The organism is Adlercreutzia rubneri (assembly GCF_009755265.1).
Classification (GTDB): Bacteria; Actinomycetota; Coriobacteriia; order Coriobacteriales; family Eggerthellaceae; genus Adlercreutzia; species Adlercreutzia rubneri.
In genome coordinates this window covers 1-22,846 of sequence record NZ_WPOO01000021.1, presented here as the reverse complement: position 1 = coordinate 22,846, position 22,846 = coordinate 1, and the positions used below count along the sequence as shown (strand labels likewise).

The following is a 22,846-nucleotide window of genomic DNA, read 5'->3' as shown; positions in this document are numbered from 1 at the left end:
AACCAACGAGAAAGGTCGAACATGAATCCCATTCTTGCCGATATCTATTCCACCATCCTGCCCTCCGCCCCCTACATCATCGCGGCTTACGCGCTTCTGTGGGTGGCCCTGCTCGTGTACGTGCTCATGATCTTCCGCGGCACCAAGAAGGCGACCGCGCAGCTTACGCTTCTGGAAGAGGCCGTTGCCGATAAGCAGGCGAAGAGCAAGTAGCGCGTTTTCGCTGAACCAGAAAACATGAAGAAGGCCTCGGTGTCCTTGTTCGGGTACACTGGGGTCTTTTCTTTGCGCTAGAATGGCAAGTCAATGAGATGCCGTGCAGGAAAGGAGGCGACAGACCATGGCCTATGGTTCGGCACTGAGTGCGGCAGAGGACGCTCCGGGGACGCGCAAGGCCCGTGGCGCCTTCTTCACGCCGCCCGAGCTAGCGCGCTTCGTGGCTCGATGGGCGATTCGCTTTCCGGGCGACCGCGTGCTCGAGCCCGCTTGCGGGGAAGCCGAGTTTCTTGTCGCCGCCTCTGATCGCCTGCGGTCGCTGGGCTGCAAATCTGCCGTGGCCGAGCGTAATGTCGTCGGCTGTGAAGTGCACGAGGCCAGTGCCGAGAAGGCCGTCGGGCGACTGGGAGCCTTAGGGTGCTCCGCGAATATCGTCGTCTCTGATTTTCTTCGGCTTGCGCCCGATCCATCTTTCGACGTGGTGATCGGCAATCCGCCCTATGTGCGGTTTCAGTCGCTGTCGTCCGATCAGAAAGATGCCATCGGAGCCATCGCTGAGCGCCACGGTGTTGCCGTAAGCTCGCTCTCGTCCCTCTGGATGCCCTTCGTGCTCCACTCAGTTTCCTTCCTGAAGCCCGGAGGACGCCTCGGTCTGGTTCTTCCCGCCGAACTGCTCACGGTGAATTATGCGGCCCCTTTGCGGTCCTTCCTCATGGCGTCGTTTTCGTCGGTGCGTCTGGCAACATTTGACGAGCCGGTTTTTCCCGAGGTGCAAGAAGAGGTCGTCCTTCTTCTGGCCGATGGCTGGAAGGCGGGGTCATGCTCGTCTATTACCTGGCAGCAGTGCGACGATATTGCCGATCTTGCCTCGGGCAAGCTGGCGCTCTACCAGCCCCCTTCGGAAGGCGCGCGCTGGTCGGGGCTTTTCGCCTCGAGTGACTCGCTTTCCTCGCTGGGCCGGCTTACGGGCGCGGGCGAATTCGTCTCTTTGTCCCAATGGGGCACTCTGTCGCTGGGGGCCGTGACGGGCAACAACAGCTTCTTCGTTCTGAATCAGAGCGAATTCGAGCAATGGGGGTTCGCCTCTGACGACGTGCTGCGCCTTTGCCCGCCGGGCTCGAGGCACTTGCGCCGCTTGGCATATACGGAAAAGGACGAAGGAGCCGCCGCGGAACGGGGCGCGGGGGTCTATCTCTTTCGCCCTGGCGCTGATCCTTCTGAGGCAGCGCAGCGCTACATTGCTTACGGGGAGGAGCTCGGCGTGCAGAATGCCTACAAATGCCGGGTGAGGAGTCCCTGGTGGCGCGTGCCTGTTGGGGGAGTCCCCGATGCGTTTGTCACCTATATGAACGCTTACGGTCCCAGCATCTGCGCCAATGACGCGAAGGTGCGAGTTCTGAATTCCTGCCACAGCTTGTTCTACCATCCCGAGATAAGCGAGGCGGCGCGTTCGCTTCTCCCCATTGCCTCCCTCAACTCCGCTACGATGTTCGGCGCGGAGATAACGGGGAGGGCCTACGGAGGCGGCATGCTGAAGCTGGAGCCGCGCGAGGCCGGCATGCTGGCGGTGCCCTCGCCTGTGTTGGTGGCCTCGTGCGCCGACGATCTTCGGACCGTCGCCCCCTATGTGGAAAAGCTTCTGGAGAAGCGCGACTACGATGGCGCGATCTCGCTGGTGGACGCCGTGCTCATTCCTCGGACTTCCCTGCAGGAGGTGAGCTTCGTGCAGATGAAATCAAGTGCGACGCTCATGCGCCTGCGCCGGAAGAAGCGTGCTAAGTTCAAGAAGGTGGGGTAATGGATTCCTATCAGAAGTTCGAAGACGCCATCGTGGAGTACTGGGAGGCGCAGGGCACCTCGAGCGTGCGTCGGCCCTATTGGTCCGATGCCGGCGAGCCACTTCTGGAAATACCCCTGTTGGAGAAGCTTCTCACGGTGGCGGTGCGGGATGGGAGCAGCGCCCAATCCGGCAGTTTGGCTAAGGCTTTGGACATGTGGGTGGCCGAAGAGCTGCGCGCGGCTGGCTTCGATGCGCAATCGGTGTGGCCTCGGCTCGTGCGGCCGCGGGTTTTGGATCCTTCGGTCCTGCGTTTCATCGGCTCACTGGATGCGCGAACGGCGGAAAAATGCTGCGAGGTCCTTCCTCGCTTTGCCAGCGCCAACGCCAGCGTGCTCGGGTCGACCTATTGCAAGCAGGTCGATGTGGGGCTATCCTCTTGGATGACGGGTCCTGAAATCCTCATCTCGACGAAGACCATGAGCTCGGCGTTCGGCAAAAATCTCGCCAACCGCTTCGAAGAGGCCTATGGCGATGCGAAGAATCTGAAAGGACGTCATCCGCTTGCCACGCTCGGCTTTTTCTTCCTTTTGAACTCCTCCATCGTCGATGAACCGCGGAATTTTTCGAAGGCCATTACCATGCTTCAGAAGCTGCGCGTGGAAGACGATGCCTACGATGCAACCTGTCTTATGCTCGTCGATTGGGAGGAGGACGGGCGGCTTGCGATCTCCCCTTTGAACGAGAAAGTGCCTGAAGAGCTGTCGGCCACCTCGTTCTTCCGCGAGATCGTCGATCTGACCTTGTTGCGGGGAGCGCCCGAGAGCCACGAATTGGCACGGGAGAAACGGCGTCTTCTGTAGGGGAGTGCTCTGGAACCGCCTGGTTGGGACATGCGGGCCTGAGCGCAATATAGCCCGTTTAGGTGATACGCCTAGGCGGGCTTTCCCGTATTATAGTGGCAGAGCAAAGCTCGAAACCTTCCTCGGAGCCGCCCTTCCTCCTCCTTCCTTCCAGCGGTACCCGAGCCCTCCGCAAGGCGGCCGCCCAATAGGGTTGGCCGCCTTTTGCTTCCGGCCGCGGTCGTTGGACTCACACACGACGATTGCCCCCGTGGGTCAAGAGAACCGTCCCCTTGACCCGCTTGAATCAGTCCTGGCTCACGCGGACTCCCGCATGCGCTGGGCGCGATCTGCCCCTATCGCAAGAACCATTTCCACGCGGGAACGACATCGATGGGACCGGCGTCGGTCTCGATACGGTCCTCGTTGAGGCGATTCTGCACGCCGGGGAAGCCACCCTCCGTCAGGTGGCGGTCGAACATCCCTTCCAGGAGTGTTTGCGTCTGGGGCGAGAACGCCGATCCTTCCAAGCGGCCTTCTGTGATGACTCCGCCGCAAGGGCCGCAATGTTGTCCATGGCTTTCTCCAGATACAAACTTCTAAAAATTTTTGAGAAGTTGGCGCGTAGGCTTCTCAAAAGTTTTTAGAAGCTGTAAACAGGGATGGTATTAAAGAGGAGCCGACCCAGCTGTTCGGATAGCTCGGATTGCCCATTTAAAGCCCCAGCTCCTTCTCTCCCCATTGCTTCAGAGCGAGGAGAATGGGCACGAAGCTTTCGCCTTGCGGGGTGAGGGCGTATTCCACCCGTGGGGGCACCTCGCCGAAATCGGTGCGTGTGAGGAAGCCGTCGGCCACCAGTTCTCTGAGCTGCTTGGAAAGGGTGGACTCGGATATGTTCCCGATGCAGCGCCTGAGCTGCCCGAAATGCCGCACGTCTTTAAGGGCGATATAGAAGAGAATCTCGATCTTCCATTTTCCGCCGATCATGCGCTGGATGGTGGAGACGGACTTGCAGCGCTCCACCTCCTCGCCCCGTCTTCGCCCGCGCGAGTCGGATATTTCTTGCGGGAGCGAACCCCTTCGGGCTGAAGGCGCTGCATTTGCGGAAGATCGCGTCGCTTGTTCGCGCCTACTTCCCGCAATGCAAGAGCATCGGGTGCTTCTCCCGCGTGACCGATGTGGCGGCAAAGACCGACGAGGAGCTCGCCGAGCTCGCGGCGGCTGGGTTCGACGGCCTCACCATCGGCATCGAGACCGGTGACGAGGAGGCCCTTGCGTTCATGGACAAGGGCTACGGGGCCGAGGACATCGCGAAACAGTGTGCACGGCTCGATGCTGCGGGGATCTCCTACGCATTCTTCTACCTGGTGGGTATCTCGGGCGCCGGGCGCGGTCTGGCGGGGGCGCGGGCGACGGCGGATGTCTGCAACCGGACGAACCCCTGGCTCATCGGTGCGAATTTGCTCACCATATACCGTAGCTCGGCGCTGTACCGAGAGATCGAAGCTGGACGATGGCATGAGGCGACCGAGGTGGAGAAATATGAGGAGGTGAAGGAGCTGGTCGCCCAGCTGGATATTCCCGTGGAGTTCGCCATGCTGGGGGCGTCCAACCCGGTGATGCTGCACGGTCGGTTACCCGAGCAGCGCGAGGGGCTCCTTGCGGCTCTCGACGCCGTCATCTCCGACATTGGTGAGGAGCGCCTGCGCCGCTACCGTGTCAACTTGCGGCATTTGTAGGCGGTTCGCGAAGAGGTCCTGACGTGGGTGATTCGCGAAAAGGGCGCCGTAGATGCCAGTTGGGGGCCGAAATGGTCGAAAGGCGGCGCGAGAAATCGCGGTTATCCGGCCATTTCTATCCTCAACTGGCATTTTCCGAATCGGGCATTGACCATTTCTGCCCCCAACTGGCATTCACTTCGCGAAAATGAAAAGGAGGGGGATTCACGCGAAAAAGAAGAGGGGGGATCCGCGCCGTTGCGGATCCCCCCTCTGCGGGATGAGCTTGTTTTGGGAAATGGGCTTGCTCGAGCGTCCGCGGCCAGGCTGGTTTCCCTGGCCAGCCACTTAGTCGAATGCCAGCTTAGCCAACCAAATGACTACTGCTCGTCCTTCTCCACGGCGACGTAGACGTAGCCAGGGGTGCCGGTCGCGGGCAGCTCGTTGTAGGCCACCATCTCGGCGATCTCGGCGGCTGTGGCGCTCGCGGGCTCGGTCTCAAGCAGGTAGGCGGTGTCGGCGCGGCGCTCCATGGCCTTCTGGAAGTCCTTGGTGCCCACGAACACTTCCTGCTTGTAGGGGTTCACGCCGAGCTTCTTGGCGCGGTAGACGATGTAGGCCAGCGCGGCGATGTTGGCCGCCAGCGCGACGATGGACACGACCAGGTTCACCTGCGGGTTGTTCACCGAGTCGGCGGCGAAGACGGAGTCGTTGGCGAACATGGGCACCATCTGGCAGAACATGCACCACATGGAAAGCGTGAAGGCGCGGTTCTGAATCCAGCCGCCCTTGTTCCAGATAAGGCCGGCGATGGTCGGCGCGAGCAGAAGGGAGATGCCGCAGTACCAGGAGTGGGTGGGCAGGCAGTTGTAGGTGTAGCAGAAGTTCCACAGGTCGTAGGCGATGATGAACACCCAGGTCATGTCGGGCCACAGCATGTCTTGGCGCTTTTTGGAGATATAGATGCCGAACCAGCCGGTCATGCAGGCGATATTAAGCAGGCCGGCGATGCCGTTGAACACGTTGTGCCAACCGCCGTACAGGGTGACGCCCTCGGTGGAAACCCACGTGGTGCCGAAGGCGCGGAAGGCGCTCTCGAAGTCGCTCACCACAGCGATGAGGATGTTGATGGCCACGATGACGAAGGGGAAGGCCTTGAACCAATGCGAGCGGCCGATCTTGCCCCAGGAGTACTTCAGCATCATGAAGCCGATGCAGCCGGCGGTGGCGGCGTACACCTTGGCGTAGTGGAACCAGCTGTTCATATCGGTGTGGGTGGGGTTGTTCACGGCCCACTCGGCACCGGACGCCGCACCGATCTCCACGGCCAGGCAGTAGACGGTCATGGCGCCGCAGACGCCGAAGAACATGAAGATGCCGCCGGCCTTGGTGCGGCGGGCGAACTCGTTCAGCAGGATGAGCGCGATGAGCACCATCGCCAGGCCGAGCCATTGGAAGCCGGCGTTCGGGCCGTACACGTCGAATAACATGGTGATCCCTCCTTTAAGGATCGGTGCCTTCCTTGCCGCGAAGCCCGCCGCGGGTGGAGCACAAGAGGCCTCGCTGACCCACTCGCACCGGCTGCGCAGGGCATCAAATAGATGCTGTGCAGTACCATACCTGTGAAGAACTCTTCAGTCAATATCCATAATTTTGTAAGTTGGTAATAATTGACGGAATTGGTAAAAGAGTCAATAAAGCATTGATAAGCGGGGAAAATACTGCTAAGATTCCCCAAATAAAGTTCATTGAAGAAAGAAAAAGAAAACTTTTACGAAGAAATAATTGGAACGCACAGCCGAATGATAGGAGGGAACATGAAGCGAACAACGACGGCCATCGCTTGCAGCGCGGCCGCTCTCGCCCTGGGGCTTTCCGGTTGCGGGGCGTCCTTCGAGGGATCCGGGTCGAAGGATGCCGCCTCGGCGGAGCAGCTGGCCCTGCGCACTGACGATCCCTGGGCTGCCGAAGTGGCGGTCGATGGTGCGGCCCGGGCCGAGGGTGCCTACGCCGACGGGGTGTATGTCGGGCGCGGGCGCGGCATGGAGGGCGCCATTACGGTGACGCTGCTTCTGGATGACGGGCGCATCACCTGCTTGGAGACGACCCAGGAAGGGGAGAGTCAGAGCCGCGGCGGCTACGAGGCCATCCGCGACGGGCTGTACGCCGAGATGATCGAGGCGGCCCAGGGCGCCGACATCGACGCTGTCGCCGGGGCCACCATTACGACCGCCGGGGTGAAGCAGGCCGTGGCCGACGCGCTCGCCCAGGCGGAGATTGCCGCCGGCGCCGAGACGACTGGCGGCGCGGCAGCGCAGAGCAGCGAGGATACCGCCGCAACGAGCGGCGCCGACGGGGCCGGCGTCCCAACCGGAAAGGAGGCCTAGCCATGGCCGAGAACATCACGGGCGTTGGCGCCCTTTCCCGTCGCGACTTCCTGACCGGCTCGGTCGTGGCCGCCGCCGGGGCTGCCATGCTGGGCGTTGCCGCCGTCGAGCCGGCCACGGCCGCCGAGACCCGCAGCGGCAACTGGGCCGCCGACGGCTCCGCGGCCGTGACCGCCGAGCCTTCCGCCGCCACCAACGCCACCGCCGCCGACGGCACCTACCGCGAGCACAACGCCAGCTCGTTTCCCGCCGACGACGCCACGCCCATCCCTCCCCGGGCCCTGCCTGCTCGTTGGGACTACGAGTGCGACATCTGCGTGGTGGGAGCCGGCGGCGGTGGCCTGAACGCGGCGGCCCGCGCGGTTCAGCTGGGCGCCGACGTCATCTGCGTGGAGGCCATGGGGCTTCCCGGCGGCAACGCCCAGGAGGCCGGCATGTGCGGCATTTTGGGCGGCTACTCGGGCCAGGAGGAGAAGAAGTTCGCCTTCCCGAGCTACCCCTTCGATCCCAAGGCGCTGACCGATTGGGCCATGGACGAGTACCACTACGCTGCCGACCCGAAGCTCATCTATCGGCTCGCCTGCGAGGGTGGCAAATCGCTGGATTGGATGGCCGACTGCGGTGTGCACTGGCGTTTGGGCGAGGTTCCGGTGTACGTGGCCCCGAAGCGCTCGACGCTGGACCACCACGTGCTGAAGATGAAGGACGCCACCGACGCCATGTACAACTACGGCTATGCCCACGGCGTCGATTTCCACTTCCAAAGCCCCGCTGTGGCCCTCGTGCAGGACGACGGCGGCCGCATCGTGGGCGTCGTGGTGAACGAGGACTACGAGACCGAGCGCTACATCCGTGCCGACCGCGCCGTCATCCTCACGGCGGGCGGCTTCTGCAACAACAAGGCGCTGCTCGACAAGTACATCCCCACGGCCGCCATGGGCTGCGCGTCCAGCTATCTGACGGCCGGCGAGCGCGGCGAGTGCTTCCGCATGGGGCTGGGCGTTGGCGCCGACGTGTCCGGGTTCAACAGCTCCGCCTCCTTCGACGGCGGGGTCGACTGGCAGGCCGAGGGCGGCACCTGGGCGCGGTTCCTCTACGACGGTATGACCCAGCTCTCGCGCCAGCCGTGGCTGACCATCGACCGCTGCGGCAACCGGCTGCGCTACATGGACTCCCGCGTGGCCGAGGACGGCGCGAACGCCATCTACGCCTTGGGCGACCTCGCCACCATCCAGATGACCCCTCCAGGCCACCGCTCCTACATCGTTTTCGACGCGAACTACGAGGACCACCTGGCCGGTTTCGCCCAGGAGCACTGCCGCAAGCTCCTCACGCCCGACCTGGAGCAGATCGAGAAGGTGCCCGAGCACTACCGCGACTGGCACCACGGTGTGCAGGACGCCATCGATGCCGACGTGCTGAAGCGCCGCGACACCCTGGAGGAGTTGGAGCGCGATTTGGGCCTGGCCGAAGGCGTGCTTACCGGGGCCGTGGCGCGGTGGAACGACGCCTGCGAGCGCGGCGAGGATGACTTTCTGTACCCCATGCCTGCCGAGTGGCTGCACCCTATTGTGGAGCCGCCTTTCTACGGTTGCCGCATCGGCGGCAACCTGTACGGCACGAAGGCGGGACTGCTCATCAACGACCAGATGCAGGTGGTGGGCACCGATGGCCGTGTGATCCCCGGCCTGTACGCCGGCTGGCACACCGCCGGGGGCGCTTGCGGCGAGAACAGCTACATCGGCGACCCGATCTTAGGATCGCTCATGGGGGACGTGGGGCTCGCCTTCTGCGGCGGGTATCTGTGCGGTACCTTTGCAGTGGAGAACGAGATCAACGGCGGCCAGGCGTAAGGGCGCGAGCGCGCGTACGGATAGGAGTTCGTTATGAAAGATATGAAAGCGATGGCGCGGCCGTTTCTCGCGCTGTATGCCATGGCGCTCGTGATTGCGCTGCTGGGACGCATCGGGCTTGCGGTGGCCGGGGACACCGGCGTGCTCGCCTTCGACTACATCTCGGCCTCAGGCGTGCCGGTGCTCGATGTGATCTGCTCTATCCTCACGGGCTCGGCTTTCGTGGCCTTTCTGTTCGCGGCCGGTCTCGCGCTCTGCGTGTCGACGGCCGGCGCGGTGCTCTACGGCGCGCTGGCCTCGCGGGCAGAGGGCGATGCGGGCGCTCCCGCGGTGCGCCCCCGTCCGCTGACGGCATTCCTGTGGGGCTGGGCGACGGCGCTCGTGGCGCTGGTGTGTCTGGTCGTGGTGGTGCTCGGTATTCTGTCGGCGGTGCAGGTGGGCTCCATGTCATCGAAGCTGCCGGGACTGCCGATCATCGTCGTCGGCGTCATCGGGTTCGCCGCCTTCCTCGGCACGCTTCTGGGGGCGGCCTCCATGGTGGTGTGTGCGTGCGTGGCTCGCTGGCGCGCAGGGTACAGCCTGGAGCTTTCGCTCATCGCGGCGGTGGCTTTGTGCGGTGCCGTCGTCGCAGCTCTCACGGTCGGCACGTTCTCGGCCCTGAACGTGGCGAGCATTAGCCTGCCGGCGCTGAGCGGCTGGTTCGCGGCGGATGTCGTGGCAAATGTGGCCATGCTCTTCGGCGCGAAGGTCTATGCGGACAAGATGAGCCTCGCCTCGTGACAAGAATTTCGAGTTGTTAGAGTTTTCGGAGGCTGGTTGATGGGCGATTCCCTCTCTTTCGATCCGCGAAGCGTCAAAACATGGGCATTTGATACTCACCTTCTAGCAACTCGAGTCTAACAACTCGAAAAAAGCGCCTGAAAGCGCGTACTAGATTTCCTGGAGCAGGTCGAATGCGGCCTGCTCCTTTGCTTGCCGCTGGGCGTTCAGGTCGGCCACCACCACATGGCCCACGCGCTCGATGGCGTCCCTCTGCTCGGGAGTCAGGCGCACCCACAGCTTGGTGGCAGCCAGCTCGTTCACGGTGGCGCTGATGAGAAATCCCTGGTAAACGCCCTCGTCGGTGAGGGCCACGTACACGGCCTTCTTGTCGTGAGGCGACTTCAGGCGTTTGGCCCAGCCGCGGCCCACGAGGCGATCCACGGCGCGCGCCGCGTTCACCGGCGACATCATCAGCTGCTCTGCCAGGGTTCCGACGCGTTCGGGATGATCCGTCTCGCCGAGGCGTTGGACGATGCGGCACTCGTTGAGCGACGCGCCCGTGGCATCGCGCAGGGTGCGCTCTGTCTCGGCGCGGATGAGCTCGATGGATACGAGCGAGCGCGTGGCAGGGAAACGCTGAGCGCGCCCGGCGTGCAGTGGGGGTTCGATGTGGGCTGCGGCGGCAACCGCCGCTTCCAGAATGGTGCGATACGTGGGATCTTGGGTTGGGAAGGTGGCGTACAAGCTCTCTACCAGGGACTGGTTGACGGCAGCGACGTGCTCGGCGCCGTCGTCGGTGACGGCGAGGAACCGCGTGCGGCCATCGGTCGTGCCAGCCTCGCGGGTCGCGTACCCATGGGCGACGAGGGCGTCGACGGCCTGGGTCACCACATTGGGCTTCATGCCTAGAATCTTTCCGAGCTCCCCCTGGCTTACGGGCGCCGAGGCCTGCATCAGCTTCGTTAAAATGCGGTACTGGGTGATGTTCAGGTCGCTCGCCTGCTCCAACCCGCGGCGCAGGGCCTCATGGGCCATTTCGAAGGCCACGAAGTACGTGGAGTCCAGGTTGAATTTGTTCGCGACCTCGGCCATTGCGCCCTTTCCGCTCGCGGCAAGTTAGTTCATTGATGCAACGATCAGTCTAGCGCTTCGCGCCTTTCTGCGGGGGCGCCGATTCATGCCCGATACAAAGACTTCATAGCCCTCTCAGCGGGCGTTGGTGATAGTGCCGTCGGGGGCGATGAAGAAGGCCTGCAGAATTTCGGGGTGTCGACGGGCGAGGGCGAGTCCGCGTTCGAGGCCGAGGGCGAGCAGGGTGGTAGAGAAGCCCTCCGCGTCGATGGATTTCTCGCAGATGACGGTGACGCCGGCCACGTCGGTTTCGACGGGGCGTCCCGTGCGCGGATCGAGGATGTGGTGGTAGAAGGTGCCGTCGGGTGCGGTGAAACAGCGCTCGTAGACGCCACTCGTGACAGCCGACCCCACAACCAGGGGCACGGCGCCGATGAGCTGGGAGGGGTCGCGCGGATCGCGGATGCCCACGCGCCAGGGGTCGCCTGTGGGCTTGGTGCCGCTCACGGCCACGTTGCCGCCGAGGTTCACGATGGTGCCCGAGAGTCCGTGGGCCTCCATGGCCGCCACGAGCGCATCGGCGATCCATCCTTTGGCGATGCCGCCGGCGTCCACGGCGGCATCGGGGTCGGCCAGCTGCGCGAAGCAGGCCTTGGGTTCGGGCGCTGCCTCGAACCCGGGCACCGCCTCGGTTGCGGCATCGGCGTCGCTCTCGGCCGCTGGGGCTGTCGCCGCCTTCCACAGCTTGAGCGCGTGCCAGTCGACGTGGCGCACCGCCTCGGCGAGTGCACCATCATCGGGCACCGTGCCCTCGTGAAAATTCCACAGGCGCACCGCCGGGCCTACGGTAATGTCGAAGGCGCCCTCGCTTTCCGCGCAGTAGGAAAGCGCCCTCTCGAGCAGGTCGTAGGTCAAAGGGTCGATGGCCACGGGCTGGCCGTGCGCGCTGTTTATGCGTGCGATGTCGGAGTGGGGAAGCGTGCGGCTGAACAGGCGCTCGTAGAGGCGGCAGAGCGCCCGGACCTCTTCGAAGGCCGTCTGACATGCTGCCGTCTCGCCGTAGGCCTCGATGTCGATGACGGTGTTGAAGGCCAAAAAGCGCACGCCGGCCGGTTTGCCCTCGGCGGCGTCGTGCGTCTCCAGGAATTGCTCGTCGGGAATGGGGTCGAGGCTATGTGCGTCCGTTTTACTCATGGGGGACAGTATAGCGAACTCGGCGAAGGAGAGAGGCGACGCGCGCGTCATCTGTAGTATCATGGGCGGCACGCGAACAACGAAGAGAAAGGCGCTCGATGAAGGCACTCATTCCCGCGGCGGGGCTCGGTACCCGCTTTTTGCCGGCCACCAAGGCCCAGCCCAAAGAAATGCTGCTGGTAGTGGATCGTCCGGCCATACAGTATGTGGTGGAAGAGGGTCTGGCTTCCGGCGCTGATGAGGTCGTGATCGTCAACAGCCGCGAGAAGAAGGCCATTGAGGACCACTTCACGCCGAACCCGGAGCTGGTGGCGCTTCTGCGCGAGCGCGGCAAGGACGCCTACGCCGACGCGGTGGAGTACGTCGGCAATCTGCCCGTGAGCTACGTTTACCAGGAAGAGGCGCTGGGGTTGGGGCATGCCGTGCGCTGTGCGGCGGCCAAGACCGGCGACGAGGCGTTCTACGTGCTGCTCGGCGACGTGCTCGTGCCGGGCAATGAGATGCTGCCGGCCATGAAGGCGGTTTCCGACGCCCATGGCGGCGCCAGCGTCATCGCGGTCATGCCCGTGCCCGACGACCAGGTGAGCCGCTTCGGCGTCATCGCCGGGGCCCCGGTAGCCGAGGATGTGTGGAAGGTGGACTCGCTGGTGGAAAAGCCGGCGCTTGAGGATGCACCGTCGAACCTGGCGGTGTTCGGTCGCTATCTGCTCTCGCCCCGCGTGATGGAGCTGCTGGCCGATGTGGAGCCGGGGATGGGCGGCGAGATTCAGCTCACCGACGCGCTGGACGCGGTGCTTGACGAGGAGGAGATGTATGCGCTTGTGGTGGATCCGGCCGACGGCTTCGACACGGGCACCGTGGAGAGCTGGCTCGAGACGAACAACGTGTTGTTCGGCCGCCGGCAGGGATAGGCGTTCCCGCTGGTGAGGTTTCTTCTAAAATGTGAAGAATTACTTAACGATGAGCCTATGAATCCACAAGTTCACCATGGGTGCATCATAGGGAATTCAAGGGTGGCTGTTATACTGACGTCAGCAAGTGAGACAACCCCTCCGATCACTTGCCTGCTTTGTCTCTTTAAAGCAGAAAGCGGCTCCGCGAGAGTCGCATCCCCCCTCCTTCTGGCCCGGCGGCCCCCTCCGCCGGGCCGCTTCTTTTTGCGGGCGTAATTGCATCGCAATTACGCCCTGTCGACGCTGCGCGGCGGCGATGCGCCCCATCTTGCCCCTTGTTTCGGGTGCTGCGCGGCACGAAGGCCGCTTGACCCGAAGGCGGGGCAATCTGAGGCGCCTCGCCGCCGCTCGCTGGCTTCCTTGGGCGCACCTCTGAGTGGGTTCACGGTTGCGGGCTCGGCCCTTCGGGCCATCGCTAGCGTTCTTTTATCGGACGAACGACCAAAAACATTTGTTCTATTGTTTTGGCGGGCTCCGTGGTACCATTACGGGCTATGGATACTTTGTTTACTGCTATGGAAAATGATCGGAAGCGGGACGTGGCGCCGCTGGCGGTGCGCATGCGGCCGCGCACGCTCGACGAGGTGGTCGGGCAGGCGGAGGCTGTGGGCGAGGGCAGCTGGCTGCGCGCGGCCATCGAGAACGACGCCTTAAGCTCGGTCATCCTCTTCGGGCCGGCGGGCACGGGCAAGACCTCGCTCGCCCATGTCATTGCGGAGTCGACCCGCGCCACCTTCGTGGAGGTATCAGCCATCGGGGGCACCGTGTCCGACTTGCGCCGGGAAATCGATGCGGCGGAGAAGCGGCTCGTCATGGGAGGCCTGCGCACCATCCTGTTCGTCGACGAGATTCACCGGTTCAATCGCAGCCAGCAGGACGCGCTTCTGCACGCGGTGGAAGATCGCCTTGTGGTGCTTGTGGGCGCCACCACGGAGAACCCGTTTTTCGAAGTGAACTCCGCCCTCATCTCGCGCTCGCGCATCGTGGAGCTGCATTCGCTCGCCGATGATGAGATCGCCGAGTTGGTGGGCCGTGCCGTGGCCGACGATCGGGGGCTTGCCGGCTGCTATGCTCTGGAAGATGAGGCCACTTCTGCCATCGTCACTCTGGCCGGCGGCGACGGCCGCGGGGCGCTCACGACGCTTGAGCTGGCCGCCGGCATGGTGGCTCCGGGCACGCGCGAGGCGCCGGTCGCCATCACCGAGGCCATGGTGCGGGCCGCCACGCCCCACCGCGCGCTGCCCTACGACAAGAACAAGGACATGCACTACGACATCATCTCGGCGTTCATCAAGAGCATGCGGGGCAGCGATCCGGATGCCGCCGTTTACTGGCTCGCCCGCATGATCGACGGGGGAGAGGATCCGAAGTTCATCGCCCGGCGCATGTACATCGCTGCCTCGGAGGATATCGGGAACGCCGACCCCCAGGCCCTGCTCGTGGCCGAGGCCGCCTTCCGGGCTGCCGAGGTCATCGGCTACCCGGAGTGCCGCATCAACCTGGCCCAGGCCGCCATTTACTTGGCGCTGGCGCCGAAGTCCAACAGCGCCGAGGCCGCGATCGATGCGGCGCTGCGCGAAGTGCGCAACGGCCCGGTGCGCAAGGTGCCCGATTACCTGCGCGATCGTCATCGCCCCGGCTTGGAAAACTACGGCGAGTACAAGTACCCCCACAGCTACCCGGCCGGCTGGGTCGATCAGCGCTATCTGCCCGAGGGCCTTGAGCGCGGCTGTTTCTACCAACCCGGCGAGCGCGGCTGGGAGGCTTACCGCACCGACGCCGCTGCCCGCGACCGTCAGGGGAGTTGAGTCGCGGCTCGGCGTGTTGCGCCCGCCGCGTTGCGGGCGCCGCGCAGCGAGCCAGGCATCGTGTTGGGGCGACGTGCCGGCGAGGGCGCCCCAGCGCGGGTGCCGCTGGCGATGCCGCTCGCGTGTGACACGATGTCAACTTCCGTTTACGGAATGGCTACTATGCGGACGCGTTCCGTGGAGGCCCTGCGCAACTTAATTAGAATGACTCCAGTAATGGTATAGTCAGGTCTTCGGAATTATAAGGAGGCTCATCATGGATTTCGCAGGGATCGTGGACATCGCGCTGCCCGTCGTCTACGTGCTCGTCGGCGCGGTGCTCGTATGGTTCGTCGTGGAATTGGCGCTGACCATCCGCTCGACGCGTTCGACCATCGACGACGCCCATAAGGAGCTCACGCCCACGCTGCAGAACGTGGAGAAGATCACCGCCCAGGTTGATCCCCTCATCGCCCATGTGGATGCCCTGGTAACTGACCAGATCGACCCGCTGCTGACCCGCGTGAACGAGATCGCCGAGGAAGCCAAGCCCGCTGTGGGCCGCGTCGATCCGCTGGTGGAGCGTCTGTCGCTCACGGTGGACGCGGCGAATTTGGAACTCATGCGCGTCGACCAGATTCTGGAAGACGTGACCCAGATCACCGATTCCGTCTCGAAGGCCGCCGGTGCCGTGGATACCGTGACGAGCGCCCCGATCGATTTGGTGAACTCGCTCACGGGCAAGCTGCGCAGCAAGTTCAAGCCGCGCTACGCCTCCGACGAGTCCGTGAGCTTGGGAGCCGCTGCCGACGCCAGCGCCGCCGCGAAGGCCGGCCGCGCGCCCGAGCGCGGGGCGACCGTCGCCGACGCCGTCTCGGCCATGGGGGATGTCGCCCGCGCCGTCGTCGCCGAGGGCAAAGACCGCCGCGCCGCTGTCAAGGCCGCTAACGCGGCCAACCAAGAACGCGCCCACGACTTCGAAGACCAGCTCTCCGGTACCGCCGGCACGATCACCGACGCGGCCGTGGCCAACGCCAACGCCGACACCGACACGCCGGCCGCGACGGCCCCTGCCGATCCCGCAGCCGCAGCCTCGCCGGCCATCTCGCCCAACGCCGCCGCGGCCCAGGCCAAGCCGGCCCCGATGGGGAACAGCCCCTACACCGTTCAGTAGCTCGCGTCCGAGGAGATTCCCATGAGCACCGACGCGTCCAAATCGCAGGGAGGAGCCGACGCGCCCGCTTCCGTCAACAACCCGCGCAGCGCGGCCGCCGCGGCCACCGCTGCCGCCAATGCCATCTCGCGCACCAAGCAGGCCCGCGCCCGCACGCGCTTCTTCGACCTGTGGGCCGTGGTGGCGGCCATCCTGCTTTTGGCGGCGATCGTCTACCTGCTGAACATCCTGTCGGTGCCCGTGGCCATCCTCATCTGGACCGTCATCATCGTCTTCTGTCTGCGCGGCATTGTCAACGGGCTGGAGAAGCACCACGTCAACCGTGGTTTGGGCACCACGATCGCCTATGTCATCATGGCGCTCGTGCTCGCTCTTATCGGCTTTTTGCTGTTCTCGCCTATGTTCGGCCTGAACGCCCAGTTCAACGACTTGGTCAGCAACCTGCCCCACTATGTTGATGCGGTCATCGCTTGGGGCAACGACCTGTATGCCCGCTACGCCCCGATGCTCGAGGACGAAACGGTGAAGAACGTCATCAGCGAGGTGCAGAAGTCGGCCGCATCCTGGGCCTCCTCCATCGCCCAGGGCAGCGCCAACGGCATCGTGGCCTTCTCCACGACGCTGGCCAACGGCCTTATGGCCTTGGGCTTCGCGCTCGTCATCGCCTTCTGGATTCTCATGGAGCTACCGGCCATGGGCCGCGAGACGCGCCGGCTCATCGGCCCCAAGCACGCCGAGGACGCCGAGTTCTTCCACGCCACCTTCACGCGCGTCATGGGCGGCTACATCAAGGGGACGCTTCTGCAGTGCGCCGTCATCGGCGTGGGCTGCGGTATCCTGTTCCAGGTCGTCGGCGTGCCCAACGCCGCCGTGCTCGGCCTCATCACCGGCGTGATGAACATCATCCCCATCATCGGCCCGTGGCTGGGAGGTGCGCTCGCGGCCATTGCTGCCGTCTTCGTGAGCCCGCTGGTGGCCCTTATCGCCCTGGCCGGGACCGTGGTCATCCAGCAGCTCGTCTACACCTTCGTCTCGCCGAAGATCATGGCGAACTCGGTGGACATCCACCCGGCTCTCACCCTTATCGCGTTGATGGTGGGCTCGGCCCTCGGCGGCGCCATGAGCGGTCTTATGGGGTCGCTCGTGGGCATGCTCGCCTCCATCCCGCTGGTGGCCGTGGCCAAATCGGTGTTCGTCTACTACTTCGAGAAAAAGACCGGCCGGCACCTGGTGGCCGAGGACGGCGTGTTCTTCAAGGGCGTGCCGTCGGACAACGAGGAAGTGAACCCGCTGTCGGACGCCACGTCACCGGGCGTCACCACCGGCTCCATGAAGCCCATCAAGCTGGACGACGCGACGCTGTTCGGCCGCAAGTTGCCGAAGCTGCGCTCGCAGGCCCATGGGAAGGTGACGGCGCGCCATTCCCATGATGACACGTCGTCTTCCAAAAAGTAGCGCGCAAGGAGCGCTATAATCTGCTGCAACTGTTTTCGTTGACCGTAAAGGACGGATAGAACACCTATGCGTTACATGACCACCGCTGAGATTCGCGAGAAGTACCTGAACTACTTCCAGGAGAAGGGCTGCAAGCTCGTGCCCTCCTCCTCGCTCATTCCCGACGATCCGTCGCTTCTTCTGACGAGCGCCGGCATGGTGCAGTTCAAGCCCTACTTCCTGCAGCAGAAGCAGCTGGAGGCGCCCTATATCGGCACCACCTCCGTGCAGAAGTGCGTGCGCACCAACGACATCGACATCATCGGCACCACGGGCCGTCATCTGAGCTTCTTCGAGATGCTCGGCAACTTCTCCTTCGGCGCGTACTTCAAAGAAGAGATGTGCGCCTGGGCCTACGATTTCTCCGTGAACGTGCTGGGGCTGCCGCCGGAGCGCTTGTACTTCACCGTGTTCGAGGACGACGACGAGACCATTGAGATTTGGAAGAACCTGGGCGTGCCCGAGGATCACATCTCGCGCCTCGGCGAGGACGACAACTTCTGGCGCGCCGGCCCCACCGGCCCCTGCGGTCCCTGCTCGGAGATCTACTACGACCAGGGCCCCGAGTTCGGCTGCGGCAGCCCCGACTGCGCGCCGGGCTGCGACTGCGACCGGTTCCTCGAGTACTGGAACTGCGTGTTCACCCAGTACGACGGCCAGGAGGACGGCACCTTGGCGCCCCTTCCCAAGAAGAACATCGACACGGGCATGGGGCTCGAGCGCATGGCCGCCATCATGCAGGGCGTGCAGTCCAACTACGAGACCGACGTGCTGCGCAGCCTGGTGGCCGTGGGCGAGCGTTTGGCCGGCGTGACCTACGGCGAGGATGCCGAGTGCGACCTGGCCCTGCGCATCATCGCCGATCACTCCCGCTCGGTCACCTTCATGATCGCCGACGGCATCCTGCCGGGCAACGAGGGGCGCGGCTACGTGCTGCGCCGCCTGTTGCGCCGCGCCATCATGAAGGCCCAGCTCATCGGCATCGAGGGGCATTTCCTCAACGAGTACGTGGACGAGATCGTGCGACTCATGGGAGATGTGTACCCCGAGATCGTGGAGAACCGCGAGCTGGAGCGCGGCCTCATCATGGCCGAGGAGGACCGCTTCGGCGCCACCCTGCGCCAGGGCCAGGCCTACCTGGAGGAGGCCCTCGGCAAGCTTGAGGGCGACGTGCTCTCCGGCGAGGAGGCCTTCACCCTGCACGATACTTACGGCTTCCCCGTGGAAGTGACCCAGGAGATCGCGGAAGGCCGCGGCGTGAAAGTGGACATGGAGGCCTTCGAGGCCGCCATGGAGGCCCAGCGCGAGCGCGCCCGCGCCGCCGGCGCGAAGGACGCCGAGGCGGCCTGGTCCACCTACGGCGGCATCTACAGCGATCTTTTGAACGAGCTCGGCCCCACGGAGTTCATCGGCTACGATGCCACCGCCGCCGAGACGCGCGTGCTGGCCGTCGTCGTCGATGGCGAGCGCGTGGGCACCCTGGCGCCGGGGCAGACCGGCGAGGTGGTGCTGGCCGCCACGCCCTTCTATGCCGAGATGGGCGGAGAAGTGGGGGACACCGGCGTCATCGAGAACGGCGAGGGACGCCTTTACGTGCTGGACACGAAGGCTCCCGAGAAGGGCCTGTTCGTGCACGCGGTGCGCGCCGAGGAGGCGGGGCTCGCCGAGGGCGATACCGTTGTGGCTCGCGTGGATGCGAACCGCCGCGCCGCCATCGAGCGCAACCACACCGCCACCCACATCCTGCACGCCGCGCTGCGCCGCGTGCTCGGTGACCACGTGAAGCAGGCCGGCTCCTACGTGGGCCCCGACCGCCTGCGCTTCGACTTCACCCACTTCGAGGCGTGCACGCCCGAGCAGCTGGCCGAGGTGGAGCGCGAGGCCAACGAGCACATCATGAGCGCCACGCCCACCACCATTTACGAGACGTCGCTGGAAGAGGCCCGCGCCGCCGGGGTCACGGGCTTGTTCGGCGAGAAGTACGGCGAGGTCGTGCGCGTGGTGGAGGCGGGCGACCTCTCCCGCGAGCTGTGCGGCGGCTGCCATGTGAACAACACCGCCGAGATCGGCTTTTTGAAGATCACGAGCGAGTCGTCGGTGGGCGCCAACGTGCGCCGCATCGAGGCCGTGACGAGCTACGGCGCGCTCGCCTACGTGAACAAGGTGGAAGCCGAGCTGAAGGAGGCCGCGGCCACCTTGCGCGTGCCGCCCTTCGACGTGTCCGAGCGCGTGGCGGCCGACCAGAAGGCCCTGAAGGAGATGCGCACCAAGGCCAAGCGCGCCAAGGACATGGTGAGCGACGACATGTTCTCGACGCTGCTCTCCCAGGTTCAGCTGGCGCCGGCGGGGTACCCCGTCATCATCGCGCGCACCGAGGTCCGCGACGGCGGCCAGATGCGCAACATGTGGGACGTCGTGCGCAGCCGCATGGACGCGCCCGGCGCCATGGTGGTGGCCGGCGTGAACGACGGCAAGCCCGTGCTCATGGCCGCCGGCACCGACGAGGCCGTGGCCGCCGGATTCGATGCCGGCGCCATCATCCGCGCCATGGGCCCGGCCATCCAGGGCGGTGGCGGCGGCAAGCCCACCATGGCCCAGGCCGGCGGCAAGAACCCCGACGGCATCGACGACGCCCTGGAAATCGCCCGCAACATGATCCTGTAGCGGCGCGGAGGGGCGCGACTGCATGAGGGGCGCGGCATTGCCTCGCCCCTCTTTTGCGTTTCGGAACATACAAGCCGTGCATTGCTTGAGAGAATCTCATTGAATGCTGATCGTGTCGGTATAAATGTCGGTATAAATGTCGGTATAACCGCGCCGCTTCCAGATGCGTTGCTCCGACTGATGCTAACGCTGTGATAAAAGCGTTAGCTATAATGAAATGATCTGTGCACCATTCGAAAGGGAACGGAATGAACAAGCAACAGCTCGCCGCGAAAATCTGGGAATCGGCCAACCGCATGCGGGGCAAGGTGGATGCGAGCGAGTACAAGGATTTCATTCTGGGCTTCATCTTCTACAAGTACCTCTCCGAGAAGGAGGAGCAGTTCTTCCTGGGCGAGGGTATGACGGCCGCTGATATGGAGCAGCTGGTGGAAGAGGACGAGGAGACCGTAGGCTATGCTCAGAATCATCTGGGCTATTTCATCTCCTATCAGAACCTGTTCTCCACTTGGGTCCAGGCCGGCAATGATTTCGCTGTGTCGCAGGTGTACGAGGCACTCTCGGCCTTCAGCCGCCTTGTGAGCCCCCTTTACAAAAACGTGTTCGACGGCATCTTCATCACGCTACAGACGGGACTGAGCAAGCTCGGCGACAATACAGGGTCGCAGACGAAAGCCGTGCGCGATCTCGTCCATCTCATTCAGACCATCCCCATGAGCACGCACCAAGATTACGATGTGCTGGGCTACATCTACGAGGAACTCATCTCGAAGTTCGCCTCTAACGCCGGCAAGAAAGCCGGCGAGTTCTACACCCCCCACGAGGTGTCGGTGCTCATGGCGGATATCGTCGCTCATCATTTGCGGAGCCAGGACACGATTCGTATCTACGACCCCACGAGCGGCTCTGGTTCGCTGCTCATCACCATCGGCGATGCGGTGAAGCGTCGCATGGGGGATGCGGACGGCATCGCCTACTACGCCCAGGAGCTCAATCAGTCCACCTACAACCTCACGCGCATGAACCTCGTCATGCGGGGCATCAAGCCGTCTAACATTACGGTGCGCAACGGCGATACTTTGGAAGAAGACTGGCCCTACTTCGACGATTCGGATCCATCGGGCACCTACGACCCGCTCTACGTGGACGCGGTGGTTTCCAATCCGCCCTACTCGCAGCGGTGGGAGCCGGAGGGCAAGGAGAACGACATCCGATTCGCCTATGGCGTCGCCCCTCGCTCGAAGGCGGACTACGCGTTTCTGCTGCATGACCTGTACCATCTGAAGCCCTCCGGCATCATGTGCATCGTCTTGCCCCACGGCGTCCTATTCCGTGGGGGAGAGGAGGGAGCGATCCGTCGCAGCCTCATCGAGAACGACAAGATCGCCGCCATCATCGGGTTGCCGGCCAACATCTTCTTCGGAACGGGCATCCCCACCATCATCATGGTGTTACGTCAGAAGCGCGACGAGAGCGACGTGCTCATCGTCGACGCCTCGAAGGACTTCGAGAAAGTGGGGAAGAACAACCAGCTGCGCTCCTCGGATATCCGCCGCATTGTCGATACGGTTACGGCTCGTCGGACGATCGAGGGCTACTCGCGCCTTGTGGGAAAGGACGAGATACGCGCCAACGATTACAACTTGAATATCCCGCGCTACGTGGATTCCTCTGAGCTTACGGAAACGTGGGACTTGTATGCGTCGATGTTCGGCGGCATTCCGGTTCAGGAAATTGACGCCCTAAGCAAGTATTGGGAGGCGCTTCCCGGCCTTCGTGAGGCGCTGTTTACGGCCAACAATGGCCATTGCGCTCGGATGGCGTGCGAGGACGTAGCCGATGCAATTCAGGGGAATGAGGCGGTCGAAGGCTACGTTGCCCGCTACCACGCAGAGTTCTCTGGGTTGCGCCGTCAGCTCGTGGCGACGCTCATCGGCAACTGGCAGCGGGTGGACGCACCGAGCGCGGAGGCTGCGGTGGCCGATGAGGTGTTCAAGCTCGTGGAACCGTTTACTCTGGTTGATAAATATGACGCTTATCAGGCGCTTGATGATGCTTGGGGCGTTATTGCCGCCGATTTGGAAATGCTGCAAACGGAAGGTTTCGACGCTGCGAGGAAGGTCGATCCGGAATACGTCATCAAGAAGAAGAGCGGCAAAGACGTTGAGGTGCAGGACGGATGGAAGGGCCATATCCTGCCGTTCTCTCTTGTACAAGACGCGCTCTTGAGTGTGGAAGCCGAGCAGTTGCGTGATTTGCAGGATGAGATGAGCCACTTGAATGGCGAGTGCGAGAGCTTGCAAGAGGAGCTGCCCTGCGAGGACGCCGAAGAGGGCGATGCCGACGATTCGTGCGATTTGGCCGAGGAGGAAATCGCGGCGAAGCGGAATGAGCTCGCGGCCCTTCAGAAGAAGCTAAAGAGCTTGAAGAAGGATGCCAAAGCTCAGGAGTCGGCCCTCGAAGAGAAGACCCGCGAGACCATTGAGGCGCTGACCGACGAGCAGGTGTACGAGCTGCTCGAGTCCAAATGGGTAGAGCCCCTCATGGATGATCTGAACGCGCTGCCGCAAGTGTCTATTGAGGGTCTTATCAAGAAAGTGAACGCGCTGGAAGAGAAATACAAAGACACCTATGCCGATGTGGCAGAGCAGATCAGCGAAGCCGAAAGAGAGCTGGATGCAATGCTCGGCCAGCTTGTGGGTGACGAGTTCGACATGCTCGGCATCGCGGAACTGCGTAAGCTTTTGGGCGGTGAGTAACATGGAAGAGCAGCGTAAGTCCGAAAACGCCCTCGTCCCCGCCCTCCGCTTCGAAGGATTCAGCGACCCTTGGGAACAGCGTAGGTTGGGGGAAGTGGTTGATGTTCGCAGTGGAAGAGACTACAAGCATTTGAAACCAGGCTTGATTCCGGTTTACGGGACAGGCGGTTTGATGACGTACGTCAACGAAGCTCT

General features: G+C 63.6%; 18 protein-coding genes and 1 pseudogene. 14 read left to right on the top strand and 5 right to left on the bottom strand.

Annotated features, from left to right (window positions below; translation table 11 throughout):
- Positions 1 to 21 precede the first annotated feature (21 nt).
- From GO707_RS10180 to GO707_RS10170, 3 genes are all read left to right on the top strand, one after another.
- Entirely contained in the window at positions 22 to 213 is a 192-nt protein-coding gene (locus GO707_RS10180; RefSeq protein WP_114540300.1) for a hypothetical protein, read from the top strand.
- Positions 214 to 340: 127 nt separating this feature from the next.
- Positions 341 to 2,014 carry an HsdM family class I SAM-dependent methyltransferase gene (locus tag GO707_RS10175; protein WP_114540301.1) on the top strand — a complete coding sequence of 558 codons (1,674 nt, stop codon included), beginning with the start codon at positions 341 to 343 and terminating at the stop codon, positions 2,012 to 2,014.
- Entirely contained in the window at positions 2,014 to 2,856 is an 843-nt protein-coding gene (locus GO707_RS10170; protein ID WP_114540302.1) for a hypothetical protein, read from the top strand. Before GO707_RS10175 ends, GO707_RS10170 begins: the two co-directional genes overlap by 1 nt.
- Positions 2,857 to 3,191: 335 nt before the next feature.
- Here GO707_RS10170 and GO707_RS10165 read toward each other — a convergent pair whose 3' ends face one another.
- Positions 3,192 to 3,365: a hypothetical protein gene (locus GO707_RS10165; RefSeq protein ID WP_157012951.1), complete on the bottom strand. Its 174-nt coding sequence runs from the start codon at positions 3,363 to 3,365 to the stop codon at positions 3,192 to 3,194.
- Positions 3,366 to 3,549: 184 nt separating this feature from the next.
- Complete coding sequence (locus GO707_RS10160) at positions 3,550 to 3,858, bottom strand: winged helix-turn-helix transcriptional regulator (protein ID WP_227070076.1); 309 nt, start codon at positions 3,856 to 3,858, stop codon at positions 3,550 to 3,552.
- On the opposite strand from GO707_RS10160, the gene GO707_RS10155 reads away from it, so the two are divergent.
- Entirely contained in the window at positions 3,807 to 4,574 is a 768-nt protein-coding gene (locus GO707_RS10155; RefSeq protein WP_335878784.1) for a radical SAM protein, read from the top strand. The genes GO707_RS10160 and GO707_RS10155 overlap by 52 nt on opposite strands.
- A gap of 359 nt (positions 4,575 to 4,933) precedes the next feature.
- Here the strand turns inward: GO707_RS10155 and GO707_RS10150 are convergent, their stop codons facing one another.
- Positions 4,934 to 6,043, bottom strand: coding sequence for a DUF5692 family protein (locus GO707_RS10150; RefSeq protein ID WP_232325790.1), 1,110 nt, complete (start codon positions 6,041 to 6,043; stop codon positions 4,934 to 4,936).
- Between the two features lie 327 nt (positions 6,044 to 6,370).
- Between GO707_RS10150 and GO707_RS10145 the strand changes: the two genes are divergently transcribed.
- The 3 genes from GO707_RS10145 to GO707_RS10135 are packed head-to-tail and all read left to right on the top strand — an operon-like array spanning position 6,371 to position 9,573.
- Positions 6,371 to 6,940, top strand: coding sequence for an FMN-binding protein (locus tag GO707_RS10145; protein ID WP_114540304.1), 570 nt, complete (start codon positions 6,371 to 6,373; stop codon positions 6,938 to 6,940).
- A gap of 2 nt (positions 6,941 to 6,942) precedes the next feature.
- Complete coding sequence (locus GO707_RS10140) at positions 6,943 to 8,793, top strand: FAD-dependent oxidoreductase (RefSeq protein WP_114540305.1); 1,851 nt, start codon at positions 6,943 to 6,945, stop codon at positions 8,791 to 8,793.
- A gap of 33 nt (positions 8,794 to 8,826) precedes the next feature.
- Positions 8,827 to 9,573, top strand: coding sequence for a hypothetical protein (locus tag GO707_RS10135; protein ID WP_227070072.1), 747 nt, complete (start codon positions 8,827 to 8,829; stop codon positions 9,571 to 9,573).
- Positions 9,574 to 9,723: 150 nt separating this feature from the next.
- On the opposite strand, the gene GO707_RS10130 is transcribed toward GO707_RS10135, so the two are convergent.
- Positions 9,724 to 10,647: a MarR family winged helix-turn-helix transcriptional regulator gene (locus GO707_RS10130; protein WP_114540306.1), complete on the bottom strand. Its 924-nt coding sequence runs from the start codon at positions 10,645 to 10,647 to the stop codon at positions 9,724 to 9,726.
- A 114-nt stretch (positions 10,648 to 10,761) separates the two neighbouring features.
- Positions 10,762 to 11,820: an FAD:protein FMN transferase gene (locus GO707_RS10125; protein ID WP_114540323.1), complete on the bottom strand. Its 1,059-nt coding sequence runs from the start codon at positions 11,818 to 11,820 to the stop codon at positions 10,762 to 10,764.
- A gap of 98 nt (positions 11,821 to 11,918) precedes the next feature.
- Here GO707_RS10125 and GO707_RS10120 point away from each other — a divergent pair, with 98 nt between their 5' ends.
- From GO707_RS10120 to GO707_RS12445, 7 genes and pseudogenes are all read left to right on the top strand, one after another.
- A complete protein-coding gene (locus GO707_RS10120; protein WP_114540307.1) occupies positions 11,919 to 12,731 on the top strand; it encodes a UTP--glucose-1-phosphate uridylyltransferase in 813 nt (270 codons plus the stop codon).
- Between the two features lie 536 nt (positions 12,732 to 13,267).
- Complete coding sequence (locus GO707_RS10115; RefSeq protein ID WP_114540308.1) at positions 13,268 to 14,581, top strand: replication-associated recombination protein A; 1,314 nt, start codon at positions 13,268 to 13,270, stop codon at positions 14,579 to 14,581.
- 256 nt (positions 14,582 to 14,837) lie between these two features.
- Entirely contained in the window at positions 14,838 to 15,734 is an 897-nt protein-coding gene (locus GO707_RS10110) for a DUF948 domain-containing protein (protein ID WP_114540309.1), read from the top strand.
- A gap of 21 nt (positions 15,735 to 15,755) precedes the next feature.
- Positions 15,756 to 17,189, top strand: a complete 1,434-nt coding sequence (locus tag GO707_RS10105) for an AI-2E family transporter (protein ID WP_114540310.1) — start codon at positions 15,756 to 15,758, stop codon at positions 17,187 to 17,189.
- 66 nt (positions 17,190 to 17,255) lie between these two features.
- Positions 17,256 to 19,892, top strand: a complete 2,637-nt coding sequence (gene alaS / locus GO707_RS10100) for an alanine--tRNA ligase (RefSeq protein ID WP_114540311.1) — start codon at positions 17,256 to 17,258, stop codon at positions 19,890 to 19,892.
- Between the two features lie 248 nt (positions 19,893 to 20,140).
- Complete coding sequence (locus GO707_RS10095; RefSeq protein ID WP_114540312.1) at positions 20,141 to 22,651, top strand: type I restriction-modification system subunit M; 2,511 nt, start codon at positions 20,141 to 20,143, stop codon at positions 22,649 to 22,651.
- A gap of 1 nt (position 22,652) precedes the next feature.
- A pseudogene (locus GO707_RS12445) lies at positions 22,653 to 22,846 on the top strand (hypothetical protein); the annotation flags it as partial.

Coding starts and splice junctions, on each gene's coding strand:
- GO707_RS10125 (WP_114540323.1), bottom strand. CDS start 11,820: ATGAGTAAAACGGACGCACATAGCCTCGACCCCATTCCCGACGAGCAA.
- GO707_RS10110 (WP_114540309.1), top strand. CDS start 14,838: ATGGATTTCGCAGGGATCGTGGACATCGCGCTGCCCGTCGTCTACGTG.
- GO707_RS10175 (WP_114540301.1), top strand. CDS start 341: ATGGCCTATGGTTCGGCACTGAGTGCGGCAGAGGACGCTCCGGGGACG.
- GO707_RS10135 (WP_227070072.1), top strand. CDS start 8,827: ATGAAAGATATGAAAGCGATGGCGCGGCCGTTTCTCGCGCTGTATGCC.
- GO707_RS10095 (WP_114540312.1), top strand. CDS start 20,141: ATGAACAAGCAACAGCTCGCCGCGAAAATCTGGGAATCGGCCAACCGC.
- GO707_RS10130 (WP_114540306.1), bottom strand. CDS start 10,647: ATGGCCGAGGTCGCGAACAAATTCAACCTGGACTCCACGTACTTCGTG.
- GO707_RS10180 (WP_114540300.1), top strand. CDS start 22: ATGAATCCCATTCTTGCCGATATCTATTCCACCATCCTGCCCTCCGCC.
- GO707_RS10120 (WP_114540307.1), top strand. CDS start 11,919: ATGAAGGCACTCATTCCCGCGGCGGGGCTCGGTACCCGCTTTTTGCCG.
- GO707_RS10115 (WP_114540308.1), top strand. CDS start 13,268: ATGGATACTTTGTTTACTGCTATGGAAAATGATCGGAAGCGGGACGTG.
- GO707_RS10170 (WP_114540302.1), top strand. CDS start 2,014: ATGGATTCCTATCAGAAGTTCGAAGACGCCATCGTGGAGTACTGGGAG.
- alaS (WP_114540311.1), top strand. CDS start 17,256: ATGCGTTACATGACCACCGCTGAGATTCGCGAGAAGTACCTGAACTAC.
- GO707_RS10150 (WP_232325790.1), bottom strand. CDS start 6,043: ATGTTATTCGACGTGTACGGCCCGAACGCCGGCTTCCAATGGCTCGGC.
- GO707_RS10145 (WP_114540304.1), top strand. CDS start 6,371: ATGAAGCGAACAACGACGGCCATCGCTTGCAGCGCGGCCGCTCTCGCC.
- GO707_RS10140 (WP_114540305.1), top strand. CDS start 6,943: ATGGCCGAGAACATCACGGGCGTTGGCGCCCTTTCCCGTCGCGACTTC.
- GO707_RS10105 (WP_114540310.1), top strand. CDS start 15,756: ATGAGCACCGACGCGTCCAAATCGCAGGGAGGAGCCGACGCGCCCGCT.